18 protein-coding genes are annotated in these 19,275 nt (G+C 73.1%); 6 read left to right on the forward strand and 12 right to left on the reverse strand.

The annotated features are described in order from the left end of the window. Nucleotides 1–71: 71 nt before the first annotated feature. Complete coding sequence (locus LO772_RS11390) at nt 72–3,131, reverse strand: helicase-related protein (RefSeq protein WP_231778289.1); 3,060 nt, start codon at nt 3,129–3,131, stop codon at nt 72–74. A gap of 189 nt (nt 3,132–3,320) precedes the next feature. After that, a complete protein-coding gene (locus tag LO772_RS11395; protein ID WP_231778290.1) occupies nt 3,321–4,994 on the reverse strand; it encodes a DAK2 domain-containing protein in 1,674 nt (557 codons plus the stop codon). A gap of 341 nt (nt 4,995–5,335) precedes the next feature. Here LO772_RS11395 and rpmB point away from each other — a divergent pair, with 341 nt between their 5' ends. After that, nucleotides 5,336–5,521 carry a 50S ribosomal protein L28 gene (rpmB, locus tag LO772_RS11400; RefSeq protein WP_231778291.1) on the forward strand — a complete coding sequence of 62 codons (186 nt, stop codon included), beginning with the start codon at nt 5,336–5,338 and terminating at the stop codon, nt 5,519–5,521. A gap of 99 nt (nt 5,522–5,620) precedes the next feature. Here the strand turns inward: rpmB and thiD are convergent, their stop codons facing one another. After that, nucleotides 5,621–6,415, reverse strand: coding sequence for a bifunctional hydroxymethylpyrimidine kinase/phosphomethylpyrimidine kinase (thiD, locus tag LO772_RS11405; protein ID WP_231778292.1), 795 nt, complete (start codon nt 6,413–6,415; stop codon nt 5,621–5,623). Nucleotides 6,416–6,457: 42 nt separating this feature from the next. After that, nucleotides 6,458–7,405, reverse strand: coding sequence for a thiamine-phosphate kinase (locus LO772_RS11410; RefSeq protein WP_231778293.1), 948 nt, complete (start codon nt 7,403–7,405; stop codon nt 6,458–6,460). Between the two features lie 231 nt (nt 7,406–7,636). Here LO772_RS11410 and LO772_RS11415 point away from each other — a divergent pair, with 231 nt between their 5' ends. Further along, nucleotides 7,637–7,873, forward strand: a complete 237-nt coding sequence (locus LO772_RS11415; RefSeq protein ID WP_231779502.1) for an Lrp/AsnC family transcriptional regulator — start codon at nt 7,637–7,639, stop codon at nt 7,871–7,873. Nucleotides 7,874–8,197: 324 nt separating this feature from the next. After that, entirely contained in the window at nt 8,198–8,794 is a 597-nt protein-coding gene (locus tag LO772_RS11420) for a DUF3515 domain-containing protein (protein ID WP_231778294.1), read from the forward strand. Between the two features lie 30 nt (nt 8,795–8,824). On the opposite strand, the gene LO772_RS11425 is transcribed toward LO772_RS11420, so the two are convergent. The 3 genes from LO772_RS11425 to LO772_RS36275 all read right to left on the reverse strand — a co-directional run bounded on the left by LO772_RS11425 (nt 8,825) and on the right by LO772_RS36275 (nt 12,280). Beyond that, a complete protein-coding gene (locus LO772_RS11425) occupies nt 8,825–10,006 on the reverse strand; it encodes a D-alanine--D-alanine ligase family protein (protein ID WP_269453186.1) in 1,182 nt (393 codons plus the stop codon). Between the two features lie 118 nt (nt 10,007–10,124). Continuing rightward, nucleotides 10,125–11,138, reverse strand: coding sequence for an NAD(P)H-dependent glycerol-3-phosphate dehydrogenase (locus tag LO772_RS11430; protein WP_231778295.1), 1,014 nt, complete (start codon nt 11,136–11,138; stop codon nt 10,125–10,127). Continuing rightward, entirely contained in the window at nt 11,135–12,280 is a 1,146-nt protein-coding gene (locus LO772_RS36275) for a lysophospholipid acyltransferase family protein (protein WP_443089397.1), read from the reverse strand. Before LO772_RS36275 ends, LO772_RS11430 begins: the two co-directional genes overlap by 4 nt. 259 nt (nt 12,281–12,539) lie before the next feature. Between LO772_RS36275 and cofC the strand changes: the two genes are divergently transcribed. Both cofC and LO772_RS11445 read left to right on the forward strand, forming a co-directional pair. Further along, complete coding sequence (gene cofC / locus LO772_RS11440) at nt 12,540–13,217, forward strand: 2-phospho-L-lactate guanylyltransferase (RefSeq protein ID WP_231778296.1); 678 nt, start codon at nt 12,540–12,542, stop codon at nt 13,215–13,217. A gap of 281 nt (nt 13,218–13,498) precedes the next feature. Next, nucleotides 13,499–13,720, forward strand: coding sequence for a cold-shock protein (locus LO772_RS11445; protein ID WP_231778297.1), 222 nt, complete (start codon nt 13,499–13,501; stop codon nt 13,718–13,720). Nucleotides 13,721–13,954: 234 nt separating this feature from the next. On the opposite strand, the gene LO772_RS11450 is transcribed toward LO772_RS11445, so the two are convergent. The 4 genes from LO772_RS11450 to leuC all read right to left on the reverse strand — a co-directional run bounded on the left by LO772_RS11450 (nt 13,955) and on the right by leuC (nt 17,176). Continuing rightward, on the reverse strand, nt 13,955–14,503 hold the full coding sequence (locus LO772_RS11450; RefSeq protein WP_231778298.1) for an HU family DNA-binding protein: 549 nt from the start codon (nt 14,501–14,503) through the stop codon (nt 13,955–13,957). Between the two features lie 78 nt (nt 14,504–14,581). Then, on the reverse strand, nt 14,582–14,899 hold the full coding sequence (locus LO772_RS11455; RefSeq protein ID WP_231778299.1) for a hypothetical protein: 318 nt from the start codon (nt 14,897–14,899) through the stop codon (nt 14,582–14,584). A gap of 255 nt (nt 14,900–15,154) precedes the next feature. Continuing rightward, nucleotides 15,155–15,748, reverse strand: a complete 594-nt coding sequence (gene leuD / locus LO772_RS11460; protein ID WP_231778300.1) for a 3-isopropylmalate dehydratase small subunit — start codon at nt 15,746–15,748, stop codon at nt 15,155–15,157. A 6-nt stretch (nt 15,749–15,754) separates the two neighbouring features. After that, nucleotides 15,755–17,176 (reverse strand): 3-isopropylmalate dehydratase large subunit, encoded by a 1,422-nt coding sequence (gene leuC, locus LO772_RS11465; RefSeq protein WP_231778301.1) that lies wholly within the window; start codon nt 17,174–17,176, stop codon nt 15,755–15,757. 183 nt (nt 17,177–17,359) lie between these two features. Between leuC and LO772_RS11470 the strand changes: the two genes are divergently transcribed. Next, entirely contained in the window at nt 17,360–18,085 is a 726-nt protein-coding gene (locus LO772_RS11470) for an IclR family transcriptional regulator (protein ID WP_231778302.1), read from the forward strand. Between the two features lie 283 nt (nt 18,086–18,368). Here LO772_RS11470 and LO772_RS11475 read toward each other — a convergent pair whose 3' ends face one another. Next, nucleotides 18,369–18,896, reverse strand: coding sequence for a hypothetical protein (locus LO772_RS11475; protein ID WP_231778303.1), 528 nt, complete (start codon nt 18,894–18,896; stop codon nt 18,369–18,371). Between the last annotated feature and the right edge of the window lie 379 nt (nt 18,897–19,275).

Raw genomic sequence — 19,275 nt, forward strand, 5'->3', positions numbered from 1 at the left:
AGAGGCGGACCGGGGGTCATCGGGCCGCGGCGACGGGACGGCGGCCTCCGCGCTCGGGTGCGGCGGTGCCGTCAGCCCTTGTCCAGATACTCCGCGCGCTCGTCGTTCAGCAGGCTCGCGAGCGCGCTGCGCAGTTCGGGGTGATCGGACAACTCCGGGTCGCGCGCGACGATTTCGGTGGCCTCGTCGCGGGCGGCGACGATGACGTCCTCGTCGCGGACGACGGCCAGCATGCGCAGCGACGACCGGCTGCCGGACTGCGCCTCGCCGAGGACGTCCCCCTCGCGCCGTTGTTCGAGGTCGATGCGCGAGAGTTCGAAGCCGTCGAGGGTCGCGGCGACGGCGTCCAGGCGCTCGCGGGCGGCCGTCCCCATGGGCATGTCGCTGACCAGCAGGCACAGGCCCGGCGCGCTGCCGCGTCCCACTCGGCCGCGCAGCTGGTGCAGTTGCGAGACGCCGAACCGGTCGGAGTCCATGATCACCATGACCGTCGCGTTCGGGACGTTGACGCCGACCTCGATCACCGTGGTCGCCACGAGCACGTCGACGTCCCCGGCGGTGAAGCGCCGCATGACGTCGTCCTTCGCGTCCGGCGCCATGCGGCCGTGCAGGACGCCGATCCGCAGGCCCGCCAGCGGCCCGGCCGCGAGACCCGCCGCGACGTCCAGGACGGCGAGCGGCGGACGCTTGTCGCCCGCGTCGTCGGCGTCGGCGCCCAGGTCGTCGGGGTCGTCCTGATACGCCTCGGCGGGCAGGTCCTCGTCGGCCGCCTTCCTGCCGCGCTTGGGCTTCCTCGCCTTCGGGTCGTCCTCCTGGTCGCCGATGCGCGGGCAGACGATGTACGCCTGATGCCCCTTCGCGACCTCCTCGCGCAGGCGCTCCCACGTGCGTTCGAGGAAGTTCGGCTTCTCCCGGGCCGGAACGACGTGCGTCGCGATCGGCGAGCGCCCGGACGGGAGTTGGTCGAGAACCGAGGTCTCCAGATCGCCGAACACCGTCATCGCGACCGTGCGCGGGATCGGCGTCGCCGTCATGACCAGCAGGTGCGGGGGCCGCTCGGATTTGCCGCGCAGTGCGTCGCGTTGCTCGACCCCGAACCGGTGCTGCTCGTCGACGACGACCAGCCCCAGGTCGTGGAACTTCACCTTGTCCTCGATCAGCGCGTGGGTGCCGATGACGATCCCGGCCTCCCCCGTCACCAGGTCGAGCAGCGCCGCGCGCCGCGCGGGCACACCCATCGAGCCGGTCAGCAGCGTCACCTTCGTCCCGACGTCGGATCCGCCGAGCATCCCGGGGCCGTCGGCGAGGTCGCCCATCATGTCGACGATGGAACGGTGGTGCTGCTGCGCCAGCACCTCGGTGGGCGCCAGCATCGCGGCCTGCCCGCCGGCGTCGACGACGGTGAGCATGGACCGCAGGGCGATCATCGTGTTGTGGGTGGGGGTGAAGTTGTCGGTGACGTACATGTGGTCGGGGTGCGCGACGCTGATGCACTGGACGGGTTTGGGGCCGACACGCTCGACTGACATGATCGGGCGCGTGGACGCCCAGTCGGGGACGCCGCCGGGATAGTCCGCGGCCTTGGCGCGGAACGGCGGGAACGCGTCGGGCAGCGCGATCACGTGGCGCCACTCGCTCTTCTCGCCCGGTGGGTTCGTGAGCGGAGGGGCGAGGCCGCCGAGCGACCGCACGAGCCAGTTCACGTCCTCGGCGGATTCGCGGGAGCGCACCGGGAAGCCGAGCCCGAGTTCGTCCGTGTACGAGCCGCACGCGTCCAGCCAGCCCTGGAGGAGGGCGTGCCGGTCCCGCACCGAGGCGTTCAGATACGCGCCCGGGATGTGGCCGCCGACCGGGTCTTGGGCGCATCTCACGCCCATGTCGTAGGGATCCAGGGGCAGTTCGCTGGCACCGAGGTCGGCGGGCACCGCCGCGGCGATGGCCCACTGGCGTCCGTGCGTGGAGAGGTCCTCGCGAATCTGACGCGTCGTCAGCACGCGGGACGGTTCCTTGTGCCCGTCCGGCCCGGGCCCCGTGACCCTCCACAGGTGCTCGTCATCGCATTCGACGTTCGTCCCGTCGAGAAGCCGCATCCGCCACACATCGCGCACGCCCTGCGGGAACACCCCGTCCACCAGGGCGACTTCGCCGGACGGCGTGACCACCTCGGTACCGACGGCCATCTCCCCCATCGGCACGTAGCCGCGCGGCGTCAGCACGAGCGCGTCGAGGGGCTGCGCCTTGCCGCTGCCCACCTCGCCCTGCAGGAGCCTGTGCATCGGGTGTTCCGCGGCGAGGTCTCCGGCGATCTCCGCGCCGACCTTGACCTGGCCGTCGGTCAGCGTGAACGGCAGGCGGGCGTCGAAGGCCGCGAGCAGGCCGTCCGGGCGCGCGCGCCGGGGCACGGCGGTCTGCGTCTGCGCCACCAGGCGCCTTTGCGCCAGGGCGACTTGGAGGACGAACGCCTCGTCCCACTTGAGCCGGTCCCTCGCGGCGTTCACCTCGCCCCACGACTTCGGCGTGTGGATCCACCCGAAGGCCTGCCGCAGGCCGGGCATGTCGCGGCGGCGCAGGAGATCGTCGGGGAGGGGGTCGCCGACCTCGCCCAGGGTGTCCAGCGCGACGCGGACGCACTGCGAGATCTTCCACGACGGCATCGACGCCGCGGCCGGATAGACCGGGATCAGTGCGTCGGCGAACAGCGCCGCCGCGCCGGGGTCGTCGTCCTGGTCCATCAACTGGTAGTCGGGTTGGTTGAGTTGCAGTTCGTCGCGGAAGCGGGCGACCTTGCCGGCGAAGAGGCCGCGCAGTCCGGGACGCAGTTCGCGTTCGCGCCACGCCTGGTTGAAGAAGGTCAGCTTGAGGTGGCCCCGGCCGTCGGTGACGACGACTTCGAGGAGGTTGCCGCGCCGGTTGCGGAACTGCCGCTTGGCGACCTTGGCGATCTCGGCCATGACGGTGATGTGTTCGTCGACCTCCAGGCGCGTGAGGTCGGTGAGGCGCCCGCGTTCGGCGTACCGGCGGGGGTAGTGGCGCAGCAGGTCGCCGAGCGTCGTCAGATCGAGGGACTTGGCCAGCACCTTCGCGGTCCGGTCCCCGACCAGTTTGGCCAGCGGTTCATCGAGGCGGGACATGGCGGCGGACGTTCTCCCTGGCTGGCCGACGACGGGGATGGTCGCGACGTTACCGGGCGGCGGGGACAGAGTCCCCCGGGACGGCGCGGGGCGCGAGCACGGAAGCCGGCTCCGCGCGGCGGCGCGGCGACGGGCGGGCCGTCGGCGTCGGTCTGTGTCGAGCTGTCGCCCGGTGCCGGGACCTCGCCCCTACTCGACGCCGATCAGCAGCGGGTACACCGACTGCCCGCCGTTGTAGACCACCGCGTCCACCTCCGGGCGGCCCGCGCGCATCGCGGTGACCAGGTCGTCCGCGATCCCGGGGGCCACCTGGGCACCGGTGACCAGGGTGATCAATTCGCCGCCGCCCGCGAGCATGCGGTCGAGGACGGTCTTCCCGGTCGCGGCGAGGTCCTGGCCGATCACGGCGATGTCGCCGTCGATGATGCCCAGTACGTCGCCGGCCTGGCAGACGCCGGCCATCGTCCACGCCTCGCGGGCCGCGACCGTGAGGGCGCCGTACCGCGTGCCGCCCGCGGCCGACGTCATGCCGACGACGTCCTGGTCGAAGCGGCGCCCGGGCTCGTGGACGGCGAGGGCGGCGATGCCCTGCACGGCGGCCTTCGTCGGCACGACCTGCACGCGGATGCCGTACGCGTGCGCCTGTTCCGCGGCCACCGCGGCCACCGCGTGGCCGTCCGGGTCGTTCGGCAGCAGCACGACCTCGCGCGCGCCCGTCGCGCGGATCGCCTCGACGAGCGCCCCCGTCGACGGGGCCCGGCCCGGGCCCGCCTCGACGACGCGCGCGCCGGCCTCGGTGAACAGCGCCGCGAGGCCGTCGCCGTGCACCACGGCGACGATCGCCCGCCCGGCAGCCGCCGGCGGGCGCGCCGCCTCGCTCGGGACGGCCCCGGACACCGCCAGGTGGGTGATGCGGACCCGGTGCGGACGCCCGGCCTCGATCCCCGCCTCGACCGCCGCGCCCGCGTCGTCGACGTGCACGTGGACGTTCCACAGCCCTTCGCCGCCCACGACGACCAGCGAGTCGCCGAGCGCGTCCAGCCGGGCGCGCAGCGGCGGGATCGCCGCGTCGGGGGCGTCGAGCAGGTAGATGACCTCGAACGCCGGTGCGAGCGGGTTCTCCGCGCAGGGCGCGTCGGGGGTGACGCGCAGCGGAACCGGCAGGTGGGTGCGCGGCTCCTCGGCATGCCGCTCCCCGGTGACGACGGAGACCAGCGCGTCCAGCAGCACGCACAGTCCGCGCCCGCCCGCGTCGACGACGCCGGCCCGCCGCAGCACGTCGAGCTGGTCGGGGGTCCGGGCGAGCGCGTCGCGCGCGGCCGACGCCATGCCGCGGACGACGGTGGTCAAGTCGTCGGCGCCCGCGTCGCACCCGAGCGCGGCGGCGCGGGCGACCGTGAGCATGGTGCCCTCGACGGGCCGGGCGACGGCCGCGTAAGCCTCGTCGGCGGCCCGGTGCAGGGCGCGGCGCAGCACGGGCCCGCTGTCGCGGGGTGTGCCGGCCGCGGCGGCCTCGCGGTGGTCGGCCTCGAACTGGTCGGCGATGCCGCGCAGCAGTTGGCTGAGGATCACGCCGGAGTTGCCGCGCGCGCCCATCAGGGCGCCGTGGGCGAGGGCGCGCATGGTCGCGGGGAGGCCGGGCTCGGGGTGCTTGTCCGCTCCGGGGGCGGGGGTGTCGCGTCCGAAAAGCGCCTCGACCTCGGCGGTCCCCGCCTCCAGGGTGAGGAAGAGGTTGGTCCCGGTGTCGCCGTCGGGCACGGGGTAGACGTTGAGGGCGTCGATCTCCTCGCGCGCTCGTCCGAGCTGGTGCAGCCCCGCCCGACACCAACGGCGTACCGCCGGAGCGTCCAGCTCTCCCAGCACGCCCACCTCGTCCCTTCCCCTCGGAGGAAACCTGTCCCTCGGAGGAAACCTGTCCTCGGAAGAATCCCGTCGGGAGAGCCCCGAGACCCCCGGCCCCCGCACGTTGCTGATGCAGCGTATCCGTCCGGGGGTCCGGCAGGGCCCGGTTGCCCATGCGCTAGGCTGATGGTGAAGCGTGACGAGTTCCGCCGGTTTCACCTGCCCGCATCTGCCGCTGCTCGGCGGCCCACATCGCGGGATTGGCTTCCGTGGCCGCTCGTCGGTTACTCTTCCTCGGTTGCCCGGCACCTGCCGGCACGTGAACGTACGCGCAATCCTTATTCGTCTTTGGAGTGTCTCCCGTGGCTGCCAACTGCGACGTCTGCGGCAAGGGGCCGGGTTTCGGCAACAACATCTCGCACTCGCACCGCCGCACCCGCCGTCGCTGGAACCCGAACATCCAGACGGTCCGCACGGTCCAGGGCGGCACGCCGAAGCGCCTGAACGCCTGCACCTCGTGCATCAAGGCGGGCAAGGTCACCCGCTGACCGCCCGCTGAAGCTCGTTTCGCCGCGTCGGCCGGACCACCTCGGGTGGTCCGGCCGACGCGCGTTCGGGCCCGGGCGGCCACGAGGGCGGCGGGGCGCTCAGGCGCGGAGCCGCCAGCCGTGGTCGACGGGGCCGATCCCGGCCCCCAGCGGGAATCCCGCGCGGATCGCCCCGGTCACGTACTCCTTGGCCAGCCCGACCGCCTCGGGCACGCCGTGTCCCAGCGCGAGGTGGGACGCGATGGCGCTGGCCAGCGTGCATCCGGTGCCGTGGGTGTGCCGGTTGTCGAACCGCTCGCTGCGGAACCAGTGTTCGCCGGTTCCGTCGTACAGCAGGTCCGCGGCCTCCCCGACGAGATGACCGCCTTTCACGAGCACCCACCGCGGCCCGTACGCGAGGAGCGCGTCGGCGGCCTTGCGCATGTCGCCCTCGCCGCGCACGTCGACGCCGGTCAGCTGCCGGACCTCGAACAGATTGGGTGTGACCACGGTCGCGGTCGGCAGCAGCGCGCCGCGGACGGCCGCGAGGGCCTCGTCGGCGAGCAGCGCGTCGCCGTGCTTGGAGACCGACACCGGGTCGACGACGACCGGAGCCGCGAGACCGCGCAGCAGGTCCGCGACCGTCTCGACGAGCGCGGGTGACGCGAGCATCCCGGTCTTGACCGCCTGGACGCCGATGTCGTCGGCGACGCTGCGGAACTGCGCCCGGACGGCTTCCGCGGGCAGTTCCCAATAGCCCTGCACACCCAGTGAGTTCTGCGCGGTGACCGCCGCGATGACGCTCATCCCGTGCACGCCGAGGGCGAGCATCGTCTTGAGGTCGGCCTGGATCCCGGCGCCGCCGCCGGAGTCGGAACCGGCGATCGTGAGCACGCGGGCGGGTGTCTGGACCATGCCGGCCAGCTTATCGACGGCCCGGCCGGCACCCGCAGGCCGTCAGCCGCCGTAGTGGTCCCATCCGCCGCCGCCCGACCACGGGCGTCCGTCGACGGTGACGCCGGCGCCCGGGGTGACCGCGCCGATGACCCGCCACCGCGCGCTGAGCGCCGTCCCGGCGGGGAACGTCGCGACCAGGGCGTGGTCCTCTCCCCCGGTCAGCACCCACTGCAGCGGATCCGCGCCGAGCGCCCGCGCGACATCACGCATCTGCGCGGGTATGTCGAGCCGGCGGGCGGACACGTCGACACGCACCCGCGACGCGCGCGCCAGATGCCCCAGGTCCGCGATGAGGCCGTCGCTGACGTCGAGCATCGCCGTGGCCCCCAGGCGCGCGGCGGCCGGACCGGCCTCGTACGGCGGTTCGGGGCGCCGGTGGGCCTCGACGAAAGCGCGCGGATTGCGGTGCCCGCGGGACAGTATCGCGAGGCCGGCCGCGGACCAGCCGAGCCAGCCGGCGACCGCGACGACGTCGCCCGGCCGCGCCCCGGCCCGGGTCACCGGCGGGCGGCCCTGCAGGTCGCCGAGGGCGGTCACCGAGATCGCCACGGCCTCGCCGCGTACGACGTCGCCGCCCGCGACCCCGGCGTCGACGACCGCGCATTCGTCGCGCAACCCGTCGTACAGTTCCAGCGCCCACGCGACCGGCAGTTCGGCGGGGCCGACCAGGCCGACCAGCAGCGCGGTGGGCAGCGCGCCCATCGCCGCGACGTCCGCGAGGTTCTGCGCGGCGGCCTTGCGGCCCACGTCGTAGGCGGTCGACCAGTCGCGCCGGAAGTGCCGCCCTTCGACCAGGAGGTCGGTGGTCGCCACGACCCTGCCGTCGGGTGCCGCGACGACCGCGGCGTCGTCACCGGGGCCGAGCGGCACGTGGCGGCCGGACGGAACCCTTTCGGTGAGCGCGCCGATGAGGCCGAACTCGCCGAGATCACCCAGCGTGCCGCTCATCGGCGTCCCCTTGTCGGCGCGTGTGCCAAGACCGGCATGCGTGTTCCGTTTCGTCGGATCCGTCGAAATTCCGTGGTGTCGGCCATGTGGTCGCCCGCGTCCGTGCGGTCGACAATGGTTGCATCCGACCGCGCCGTGCCGCGCGTCGCGGTCGTCCGTGCGCTGTTCCGGGGCGCGGACGGCCAGGGGCCCGCGCCCATCCCCTCAATCCTGGCGTGCCGGGAGGCCTTGGTGGTACAGGCATACATCCTGATCCAGACCGAAGTCGGCCGTTCCGCGGCCGTGGCCCGGGAGATCGCGGGGCTGCCCGGCATCATCACGGCCGAGGACGTCACCGGGCCGTACGACGTGATCGCCCGCGCGGAGGCCTCCGACGTCGACGAACTGGGCCGCCTCGTGATGGCCCGGGTCCAACATGTGGAGGGCATCACCCGCACGCTGACGTGTCCGGTGGTACGGCTGCGCTAGCGGCGCCGGGCGGGGTTCGGCGGTGCCGATGGCAGATGGCAGATGGCAGATGGCAGATGGGCCGGGTCGCGGGGAGCGGCCCGGTGGTTCGGCCGCGCTGTCGACACCGGGCGGGGGGGGTTCGGCGGTGACTGCGGGGGTGGCCGGTAGGGCGGGTCCGGGAGACCGGACCGGTTCGCGCGGCGGCGGTTGCCGTCTCGGCCGGGCCCCGGGCCGCAGGTCGGGCGTTCCCGGCGGTCGGGGTCGGCCCGGGGTCGGCCCGCGGTCGGCCGGGTATCGGACCCGGTGCGGAGCCGTGCCCGGCGCGTCCATAGGATCGGCGGGGTGACCGACTCGAACGCCCCGCAGGCCGGTTCCGTTCCGGCGTCCGACGCCCCTCCCCCGCGGTCGGGCGACGACGCGCGCAAGCGCCGTGCGCTGCGCTTCGCGCTTCCGGCGGCGGTGGTCGCGGGCGGCCTGCTGCTCACCCTGGTGTCGGTGCTGGACGGCGACGACCCGGTGAAGGTGAAGCTCCCCAAACCGCCGTTCGACAGCATCAAGTCGATGTGCAAGGACCTGGACAAGCAGCTTCCCGACCAGGTCCTCGGCCACGACGCCCGCAAGACCGTGCCGGCCTCGAACCTCACGGCGGCGTGGGGCAACCCGGCGATCGTGCTGCGCTGCGGAGTCCCAATGCCCGTCTCGCTGCGTCCGGACGATCCCAACTACGCCCCGGAGCAGAACGCGATCGGCGTCGACGGCGTGCGGTGGACGTTCGAATTCCTCGGCGAGGGCAAGGGCGTGCGGCTGACCACGCTACACCGCGAGGTCAACGTCGAGGTGACCGTGCCCGCGGCGTACGCCGAACCCGGCGGCGTGGTCACGGCGTTCGCGGACGCCGTCAAGCGGACGGTGCCCGCGACCAACGGCGAGGAGAGCTGACCCCCGCCGGGGGCCGCGGGCGCAACCCGCTCAGCGCAGCAGGGAGTTGGGGCGGGCGAGGGCCGCGGCGACGAGCCGGTCGACCAGTTCCGGGTAGCTGACCCCGGCGGCCTTCCACATCTGCGGGTACATCGAGACGGGGGTGAACCCCGGCATCGTGTTGACCTCGTTGATGACCAGGCCGCCGTCGTCCAGCAGGAAGAAGTCGACGCGGGCGAGCCCTTCGCAGCTCATCGCCTCGAACGCGGCGACCGCGAGCCGCCGTACCTCGGCCGTCTGCTCGTCCGTCAGGTCGGCGGGCACGTCGGTCTCGGTCACGTCGTCGAGGTACTTCGCCTCGAAGTCGTAGAACTCGTGGTCGCCGCGCACGCGGATCTCGGCGGGCACGCTCGCGTATGCCCCGTCCGTCCCCTCCAGCACGCCGCATTCGATCTCGCGGCCCCGCAGCATGCCCTCGACGATGACCTTCGGGTCGTGCCCCCGCGCGATCTCGATCGCGTGGTCGAGCGCGTCGACGTCGTGGACCTTGGTGATGCCCATGCTCGAACCGGCGCGCGCGGGCTTGACGAACACCGGGAAGCCGAGCGCCGCGACGGACGCGCGCACCGCCGCCGGGTCGCGCTCCCAGTCGCGCGGGCGGACCGTGACGTACGGCCCGATCGGCAGGCCGAAGCCCTCGAACACCCGCTTCATGTACTCCTTGTCCATGCTGACCGAACTGGCCAGCACGCCGGAGCCGACATACGGGACGCCCGCGAGCTCCAGGAGGCCCTGGAGAGTGCCGTCCTCGCCGTACGGCCCGTGCAGCAGCGGGAAGACGACGTCGACACCGCCCAACAGCGCGGTGACCGCGCCGGTTTCGATCACCGCGAGGTCGCGCTGCGTGGGGTCGGCGGCGAGCACGACCGAACCGCCCTGCTCGGCGACGTCGGTGACGTCCGGGAGTTTCCCGGCCGAGTCGATCGCGAGCCGCTCGGCGGCGTCCGCGACCAGCACCCACCGGCCGTCCTGCGTGATGCCGAGGGGCAGCACGTCGTACTTGTCGCGGTCGATGGCCGCGAGCACGCTGCCCGCGGTGACGCAGGAGATCGCGTGTTCGGAGCTGCGTCCGCCGAAGACCACGGCGACGCGCGGGCGTGTGCGGCCGTCGTCGCGTGCCGGTCCGGGAAGAGCGTCGGCGGCGGGGGCGGTGGTGGCGGAATTCTGCGTCACGTCGTCCATGGTGCCCAGAACCCTACTGCCACATATGTACGAGCGTCCGGAAGGCGCGGGTCCGTGCCCCGGAGTCGCCCGGAATGGCGTCCGGGGCGGCCCGATTGTCGGCGACGCGTCAGTGGTCGGGGTCGTAACGCTCCGGCTTGGCCGAGCGCGACATCAGCTCCTGCAGCGACAGGTACGGCGACTTTCCGTCCTTCACCATCGCCACCACGGTGTTGACGATCGGCATCTCGACGCCGTGCCGCCGCGCGAGTTCCTGCACCGCGACACACGACTTGACGCCCTCGGTGGTCTGCCGGGTCGCCGCGGCGGCCTGCTCGACCGTCATGCCGCGCCCGAGGTTCACGCCGAAGGTGTGGTTGCGCGAGAGCGTCGACGAGCACGTGGCGACCAGGTCGCCGAGCCCGGCCAGCCCCGCGAAGGTGTGCGGGTCGGCGCCCATCGCGGCCCCCAGGCGCATGGTCTCGGCGAGGCCCCGGGTGATCAGCGACGCCTTCGCGTTGTTGCCCAGTTCCATGCCGTCCGCGGTGCCCGCGGCGAGCCCGATGATGTTCTTGACCGTGCCGCCGAGTTCGCAGCCGACGACGTCCACGTTGGTGTACGGGCGGAAGTACGGGGTCATGCACACCGCCTGGAGGCGGCGGGCGACGTCCTCGTCGGCGCACGCCACCACGCTCGCGGCGGGTTGGCGGCGGGCGATCTCACCGGCAAGGTTGGGCCCGGTGACGACCGCGACGCGGTCCTCGCCGACGCCCGCGACCTCGCGGATGACCTCGCTCATCCGCTTGACGGTGCCGAGTTCGATGCCCTTCATGAGGCTGACCAGCACCGTGTCGTCCGGCAGCAGGGGTGCCCAGGCGCGCAGGTTGTCGCGGACGGTCTGCGCCGGCACCGCGAAGACGACGAAGTCCGCGCCGGAGGCGGCCTCGGCGGGGTCGGTCGTCGCGGAGATCGCGTCGGGCAGGCGCACGCCGGGGAAGTAGTCGGGGTTCTCGTGGCCGGCGTTGATCGCCTCGACGAGGCCCGGGCGGCGGCCCCACAAGGTCACCTTGGCGCCGGCGTCCGCGAGGATCATCGCGAACGCGGTGCCCCACGACCCGTTTCCGAATACCGCGCAGCGCGTCATGCGGCGCCGCCCTCGGCGGCGCGGCCGTCGGCGCGGGAGGGGACGACGGGTTCGTCGGCGGTCCGCGCGGCAGCGTCGGCGGGCGCGGGCGTGCCGGACGCGGCGGAGTCCGCGGCACCGTCGGGCCGCGCGGCCGGGGTGGCGTCGCCGGTGTTCGCGGAGGCCGTGGCCGAGGCGGAGGGCGCGGACTGCGCGGCGGTGTCGCCGGTGTTCGCGGGGGCCACGACGGAGGGGGAGGTCGCGGGCTCGACGGCCGGGGCGGGCTCCGCGGACTTCGTTCGCGCGTCGGGGGTCGTCGGCCGCGTGGCCGGGGCGGAGTCCGCGGACTTCGCGGCGGCGTCGCCGGTGTTCGCGGGGGTCTCGGCGGGCGCGGTCGCCGCCGCGTCGTCCGACGCGTCGGAGTCCGCGGGCGGTTCGGGCGTCGCCCGCGCGTCGCCGTTCGCCGCCTTGCGCCGGGCGCTGCGGGGCGGGGCGGGTTCCTCGCGCAGCTTGCTCAGGAGTTCGGTGACCGCGTCCATGATCCTGTCCGTCGCGCCGCGCAGGACCTCGGCGGTCAGGTCGCGGCCTCGGAACTCGTCGAGGTCGACGGGCGGGCCGGCGATGACCTTCATGGTCTTGCGCGGGAACAATCGGGGGCGTTTGCCGTACGGAGGCAGTATGTCCTGCGCGCCCCACTGCGCGATCGGGATGACCGGAGCCCCCGTGGTCAGCGCGATGCGCGCGGCGCCCGTCTTGCCCGACATCGGCCACAGGGCCTTGTCGCGGGTGATCGTGCCCTCGGGGTACACGGCGACGCAGTCACCGCGGTTGACGGCCTCCACGGCCGAGCGGAAGGCCAGCGCGGCGTCCGCGGAGTCGCGGAAGACCGGGATCTGGCCGGCGCCCCGGATGATGCGGCCGACCACGGGAATCCTGAACAGCGACGACTTGGCCAGGAAGTGCGCCTCGCGCCCGGACTCGTACTGGAAATGCGCGTACGTCAGGGGGTCGACGTAACTGATGTGGTTCACCGCCGTCACGAAACCACCTTGCGCGGGGATGTGCTCCATGCCGCGCCAGTCGCGCTTCGTGAACAGCAGCAGCAGAGGCTTGACCACCACGACCACGACGCGGTACCAGAAGCCGATCCTTCTCCGGGCCATCGGTTGCGAGCCTCCTGAGTCGTGTTTGCCGTGTCACTGCTCACACATTCGGCGACCGGGCTGACGGGATGCCGATTATGTACAAGGGAACACCACGGTGTGATCCGCCCCGGACGTAACCCCCGGGCCCCGCCGACCTCCCTAGTTTCCCGTGAGAATCATCGGGATGTCGAGAAAGGCGCTCCTCATCGGGTCGGAAGGCGCCGAAGAAACGTCATTCGCGGACGAAAACAGACAGCAAAACGGCGAGGGAGGACCCATGGGCGAACCGCGGCTGACCCCCGATCCTGCGGTACGCCCCGACTCCCCGCGCTGGCGTCTCGTCGTCCCGGTCAAGCCCCTGCCGCTCGCGAAAAGCCGGCTGGCCCCGGCGACCGGCGAGCACCGGGGAGAGCTGGCGCTCGCCTTCGCGGTCGACACCGTGCGCGCCGCGCTCGCCTCCGCACTCGTGGCCGGCGTGTTGGTCGTGACCGACGACGCGGCGGTCGCCCAGTCGGTGCGCGCGGTGGGCGCCGACGCCGTCGCTGACGTCCCGGGCGGGCTCAACAGCGCGCTCGCGCACGGCGCCGCCCAGGCGTCGAGCCGGTGGCCCGCCGCGGCCGTCGCGGCGCTGTCGGCGGACCTCCCCGCGCTGCGCTCGGCGGAGTTGGACCGCGTGCTGGGCGAAGCCGGCGCCCACCGGCGCTCGTTCCTCGCCGACGCCGCGGGCATCGGCACGACGCTGCTCGCCGCGGCGCCCGGGGTGCCGCTGGCCCCCGCGTTCGGCGGCGCGTCGCGGGCCCGGCACCGGGCGTCCGGCGCGCACGAACTCACGCCCGGGGACGTGGAGTCCGTGCGCCGCGACGTCGACACGGCCGAAGACCTCGCGCGGGCGGTGCACTTGGGGGTGGGTGACCGCACGTGGGCCGTGCTGCCGCTGCTCACCGCCGGGTGTTGACGGTGTGGCGGGCCGCCGCGGGTCCGGGGCACGGGCACGGGTCCGTTGCCGGGGCTCCGGCCGATCTCCCGGCAGCCGTACGCGACTTCACGTGTGGCCGGGCGAGGCGGTCGGCGTGTCGGCGCGGTGTCCCGCGGCCGGGAGGCCGGGCGCTCGCGCAAGTGCGGCGCGGGCGCCGCGAACCGAACCCCCGTGTGCGCCGCGCGGGTTCGTCCGCGCACCCGGTCGATGGACGAGCGCGGCGTGTCCCGCGTGTCGGAGCGGGAGCATAGGGTCGACGCATGCAAGGAACCGTGCACACCTTCGACGCGGCGACCGGCGCGGGCAGCGTGCTGCTCGACGACGGCACCGCGATCCCGTTCCCCGCTTCGGCGTTCGCCGCGTCGGGCCTGCGCCTGCTGCGGCCGGGGCAGCGTGTGCGGATCGACGTGTCGGGTGAAGGCCCCGACCGCGTCGCGGTGTTCGTGACGATCGCGACGTTGCGGGGGCCCGGCGGCATGTGAACTCCCGTACGAGCCACGGGACACCGTCCGACAACGGACGAACACCCGTGCGGCGCACGGCGATGCGGCAGCACAGCGCACGCGACGGGCCGGACTCCTCGGGAGTCCGGCCCGTCGCATGGTGCCGATATTTCGCCAGGGTCCGGCCGTGCTCGGGGCCGGTGCCGGGCCCTGGTGCGGATTCCGTGTCCCGGCCGCCGGAACGGGGTCCGCATCGGGGAAGCGTGCCGAGGCCTACTTCGCGGTGCGCTTCGTCGCCTTCTTGGCGGTCTTCTTGGCGGTCGTCTTCTTGGCCGCGGCCTTGGTGGCGGCGGTCTTCTTGGCGGCCGACTTCGCCGCGGCGGCGGTCTTGCGGGTGCCCGCGGGACCGGCCGCGGTCGTACGGCGCGTCGCGGCCGGACGCGCGGTGGTCTTGCGGGCGGTCTTCTTGGCCGTGGTCTTCTTCGCCCCACTCGGACGCGGAGTCGGGCTCGCCTTGGCGGCGGCGCTGCCGCTCTTCGGCATTTTCTTCGCACCCGAGGTCAGGTCCTTGAAGCCCTGGCCCGGACGGAAGCGCGGAATCGCGGTCTTCTTGACCCGGACCCGCTCCCCGGTCTGCGGGTTGCGCGCGTAACGCGCGGCCCGCTCGACCTTCTCGAACGAACCGAATCCCGTGATGGACACGCGGTCTCCGCCCGCGACCGCGCGGATGATGGCGTCGAGGACGGCGTCCACCGCGTCTGCCGCGGCAGCGCGGCCACCCAGTCGGTCCTGGACCGCCTCGACAAGCTGAGCCTTGTTCACGTCTTCCCCTTCGAAAACCGATGCCGTATCAGGTAGTCCGGCATTGGGCACGCTAAGCGCCCAATTCTGATGAAGCAATTACCGAACGGACGAATCACCCTTGTGTCGCAACGGATTACAGACCTCGGCGGTGTCCGCGGCTCGCGCGGCCTGCTCGTCGAGCTCTTCCATGAGCTTGGCCAGACGCCGTGCGGCGTCGGCCAGATCGTGTTTTGCGGCATCGGTGACGACCAGGAGGCGGCGAACCAGCGCCACTTTCGCGCCGTCCGGTATGTCGAGCTTACGCACCCGCGCATGCGCGTCCTTCAACCGGGTGGCGAGTTCGGCGTAGAGCCGGACTTCGTCCGGTCCGTCGGGAAGCGCTGCATGGTCCACACCGCGATTGTGACAGCTCATCCGGCAATGAGCCTGTTGAGCCGGATCCGGGGAACCCGCTTGCCGCGTCCGGGAAAAGCGAAAAGCGGCGGAGTGCGTGTGCACTCCGCCGCTTCCGCACGGGAGTTGGCGTGTCCCCGCGGGCCGCTCAGGTGGCCGGAATCCGTACCCCGGATGGTTCACCAGGGTGACTTCCGGCCACCGTACCGCCGTTCGTGGCAGGGGGTTTCACGCGCGCCCCGCCCGCGGGTCGCGCGCGCGGGCCGGAGCCCCGGGTCAGACCGTCTGCGTACGCGGCAGCCACGCGGGACGGCCCTGTTCGAAGGCCGTCACGTCGTCCTCGTGACGCAGGGTCAGGCCGATGTCGTCCAGCCCCTCCAGCAGACGCCAGCGCGTGTAGTCGTCGATCTCGAACGCGGCGACCAGATCGCCCGCGCGGACCTGCCGTTCGACGAGGTCCACGGTGATCTCGGCGGCCGGGTCGGCCTCGGTCAGCTCCCACAGGCGGTCGACGGTCTCCTGCGGCAGGACCACCGTCAGCAGGCCGCCTTTCAGCGAGTTGCCGCGGAAGATGTCGGCGAATCGCGACGAGATCACCGCTTTGAAGCCGTAGTTCTGCAACGCCCACACGGCGTGTTCGCGCGACGAGCCGGTGCCGAAGTCGGGCCCGGCGACCAGAACCGTCGCCCCCTGGCGCTCGGGACGGTTGAGGGCGAACTCCGGGTCCTTGCGCCACGCCTCGAAGAGGCCGTCCTCGAAGCCGTCCCGCGTGACCTTCTTGAGCCAGTGGGCGGGGATGATCTGGTCGGTGTCGACGTTGCTGCGCCGCAGCGGGACGGCCGTACCGGTGTGTGTGGTGAACGGTTCCATGGGTGTTCAGACTCCTGCGGGCACGGCGGCGTCGAGGTCGGTCGGGGCGGCGAGGTGGCCGAGCACCGCGGTGGCGGCGGCGACCTCGGGCGAAACCAGGTGCGTGCGCCCGCCCTTGCCCTGGCGCCCCTCGAAGTTGCGGTTGGACGTGGAGGCGCTGCGCTCACCCGGGGCCAGCTGGTCGGGGTTCATGCCGAGGCACATCGAGCAACCGGCGTATCGCCATTCGGCGCCCGCGTCGGTGAACACCTTGTCCAGGCCCTCGTTGACCGCCTCCAGCGAGACGCGCACCGAGCCGGGCACCACGAGCATCCGCACGCCGTCGGCGATCTTGCGCCCGCGCAGGACGTCGGCGACCGCGCGCAGGTCCTCCATACGGCCGTTGGTGCACGAGCCGATGAACACGGTGTCGACCTTGATGTCGCGCAGCGGCTGCCCGGCGGCCAGACCCATGTACTCCAGGGCCTTTTCGGCGGCGACGCGCTCGGACGGGTCGGCGAACGACTCCGGGTCCGGGACGTTCGCCGACAGCGGCGCGCCCTGGCCGGGGTTGGTGCCCCACGTGACGAACGGCGCCAGCTCGGACGCCTCGATGACGACCTCGCGGTCGAACACCGCGTCGTCGTCGGTCCGCAGCGACGACCAGTACGCCACGGCGTCGTCCCAGTCCGTGCCGGCGGGCGCGTGGTCGCGGCCCTTCAGGTAGGCCAGGGTGGTCGCGTCGGGGGCGATCATGCCGGCCCGCGCGCCCGCCTCGATCGACATGTTGCAGACGGTCATGCGGCCCTCCATCGAGAGCCCGCGGATCGCCTCGCCGCGGTACTCGATGACGTAGCCCTGGCCGCCGCCGGTGCCGATCCGCGCGATCACGGCGAGGATCAGGTCCTTGGCCGTGACCCCGGCGGGCAGTTCGCCGTTGACGGTGACGGCCATGGTCTTGAACGGCGCCATCGGCAGCGTCTGCGTCGCCAGCACGTGCTCGACCTGGCTGGTGCCGATGCCGAACGCCAGCGCACCGAACGCGCCGTGCGTGGAGGTGTGGCTGTCGCCGCACACGACGGTCATGCCGGGCTGCGTCAGGCCCAGCTGCGGGCCGACGACGTGCACGACGCCCTGCTCGACGTCGCCCAGGGGGTGGATACGGACACCGAACTCCGCGGCGTTGCGGCGCAGGGTCTCCAACTGGACGCGCGACACCGGGTCCGCGATGGGCTTGTCGACGTCCAGGGTGGGCGTGTTGTGGTCCTCGGTCGCGATCGTGAGATCGGTCCGGCGGACCCGGCGCCCGGCCTGGCGCAGCCCGTCGAAGGCCTGCGGGCTGGTCACCTCGTGCAGCAGGTGCAGGTCGATGTAGAGCAGGTCGGGCTCACCTTCCGCACGACGCACGACGTGTGCGTCCCAGACCTTCTCCGCGAGTGTCCGTCCCATCGCTGTCCCTCCGGTCGGCCCCATTGCCGACTGTTGCCGGCTTCCTGTGTCGTAGCTTCCGCGCTTCCGCGACCGCGTCGTCCGCCGCCCACCCGCGACGTGTGCGCCTGCGGTGGGAACTCTGCCACCAAGCCCGTAGAAAACGGACTTGCGTCTCGTCATCTGAGACGGCAATATCAGAGCATGGACAACTCTAGCGGAGTCGGCGTGCTCGACAAGGCCGCTGTCGTGCTTGCCGCGCTCGAAGCCGGGCCGGCGACGCTGGCGGGTCTCGTCGCCACGACCGGGCTGGCCCGACCCACCGCGCACCGCCTCGCGGTCGCCCTCGAACACCACCGCCTCGTCGCCCGCGACATGCAGGGGCGCTTCGTCCTCGGCCCGCGCCTCGCCGAGCTGGCCGCGGCGGCGGGTGAGGACCGGCTGCTCGCCGCCGCCCACCCGGTGCTCGCGCACCTGCGCGACGTCACGGGCGAAAGCGCGCAGCTCTACCGCCGCCAGGGTGACATGCGCGTGTGCGTCGCGGCGGCCGAGCGCCTGTCCGGGCTGCGCGACACCGTCCCGGTGGGCAGCACCCTCCCGATGAAAGCGGGCTCGGCCGCGCAGTGCCTGCTCGCCTGGGAGGAGCCGGAGCGGCTGCACCGGGGCCTGCAGGGGGCCCGCTTCACCGCCACCACGCTCTCCGGGGTCCGGCGCCGCGGCTGGGCGCAGAGCATCGGCGAGCGCGAACCGGGCGTCGCGTCCGTCTCCGCCGCGGTGCGCGGCCCCAGCAATCGCGTCGTCGCCGCGGTGTCGGTCTCCGGCCCGATCGAGCGCCTGACCCGCCACCCCGGCCGCCTGCACGCCCAAGCGGTCATGGAGGCCGCCGCGAAGCTCTCCGACGCGCTGCGCAAGGCCCAGGTGGACGTCTGACGGGCGCCGGGGGCCGCCGCTCCACACGGGCGGCTCCGACCGGGCGCCCCGCGCACCGGAGGACACCGGAACACCGGTACGCGGCATGTGCGTTGCGCGCCACACGAGCCGGGGACGCGCTCCGCGCACGCGACTGAGCCGGGGCAAGGTCAGTGCCGTTTGACGGCACTGACCTTGCCCCGGCTCAGTCATGGAACACGTGCCGTGCCCGAGGCGATGCGCGGGGTCGCGGAGGACCCGGCATTCCTGTCACGGATTGGTTACGTAATCGCCAAGCCGCGTCTCAGGCACCCGGCCGGAAGGCCTTCCAGCCGTCGCCCCAGGGATTCTCCGCAGCACTCTGGTCCCCGTCCATCGGGGGGTGTTGGACGCTCGGACGGGAGTCCTCCACCGGGGTGTCGCGCCGGCGCCCGCGCCCCTCCCCCGAGGAGAGAACGGACGGCGCCGCGGTGTTGCGCACCACCGGGTCGGCGGCGGTCGCGGCCTTGTTCGGCGGCGACGACGGGACCGGTGCGGTGGCCAGCGGACTGGGGGCCCGCATCGGGTTCGGCGGAACGGGCGGAAGCTGTGCGTCCGCGGCGGACCGGGCTTGTTCGAGGCCCTGGACGAAGCTGGCGAGCCGGTTGCGCACGTCCTGCGGATCTCGGGACAGCCCCGCGAAGATGCCCGGAACGAACGTCGACACAGAGTCGACCGCCGCCCCCGGAACCAAATTCGCCTGCGGCAGTCGCCGCGGCAACCCCGAGTGCGTCATGCCCTCGACCACCGGCTCACGCGCGGCCTGCGCTGCGCGCCAGCTGTTGTCGTCCACAGAACCCCCATCTCGTCCGTCATGCCTCGCCCGCTACCAAGATCAGCTTCATATCAATTGGGCAACGGAATCTGTAACCACGACAGTAGCAACGCCCGAGATCGCGTGGGGGTTCCGGGGTCCGCGATCTCCGACGTTGTCACCAAGCTGTGAAACTTTCGGGGTGTGAAGGGCCGACGTCCCGGCGGGCCGGGGGCGCGGAGACGGGAGGGGCCGGCGGCGCGGGCGAACTCGCGGGGCGGGGAACGCTCGTGGCCGGGACCGCGGGCGCCGTTGCGCGGCGAGGGTGGGCCGAAGGCGGCCAGGGGGCGGCTCGCTCGGCGGTGGCGGCGGTCTCGGGGCGGTTCGTCGTCAGCCGGTCACAGGAGGAGGCGTGCGC

The sequence above is a fragment of the Yinghuangia sp. ASG 101 genome (assembly GCF_021165735.1).
Classification (GTDB): domain Bacteria; phylum Actinomycetota; class Actinomycetes; order Streptomycetales; family Streptomycetaceae; genus Yinghuangia.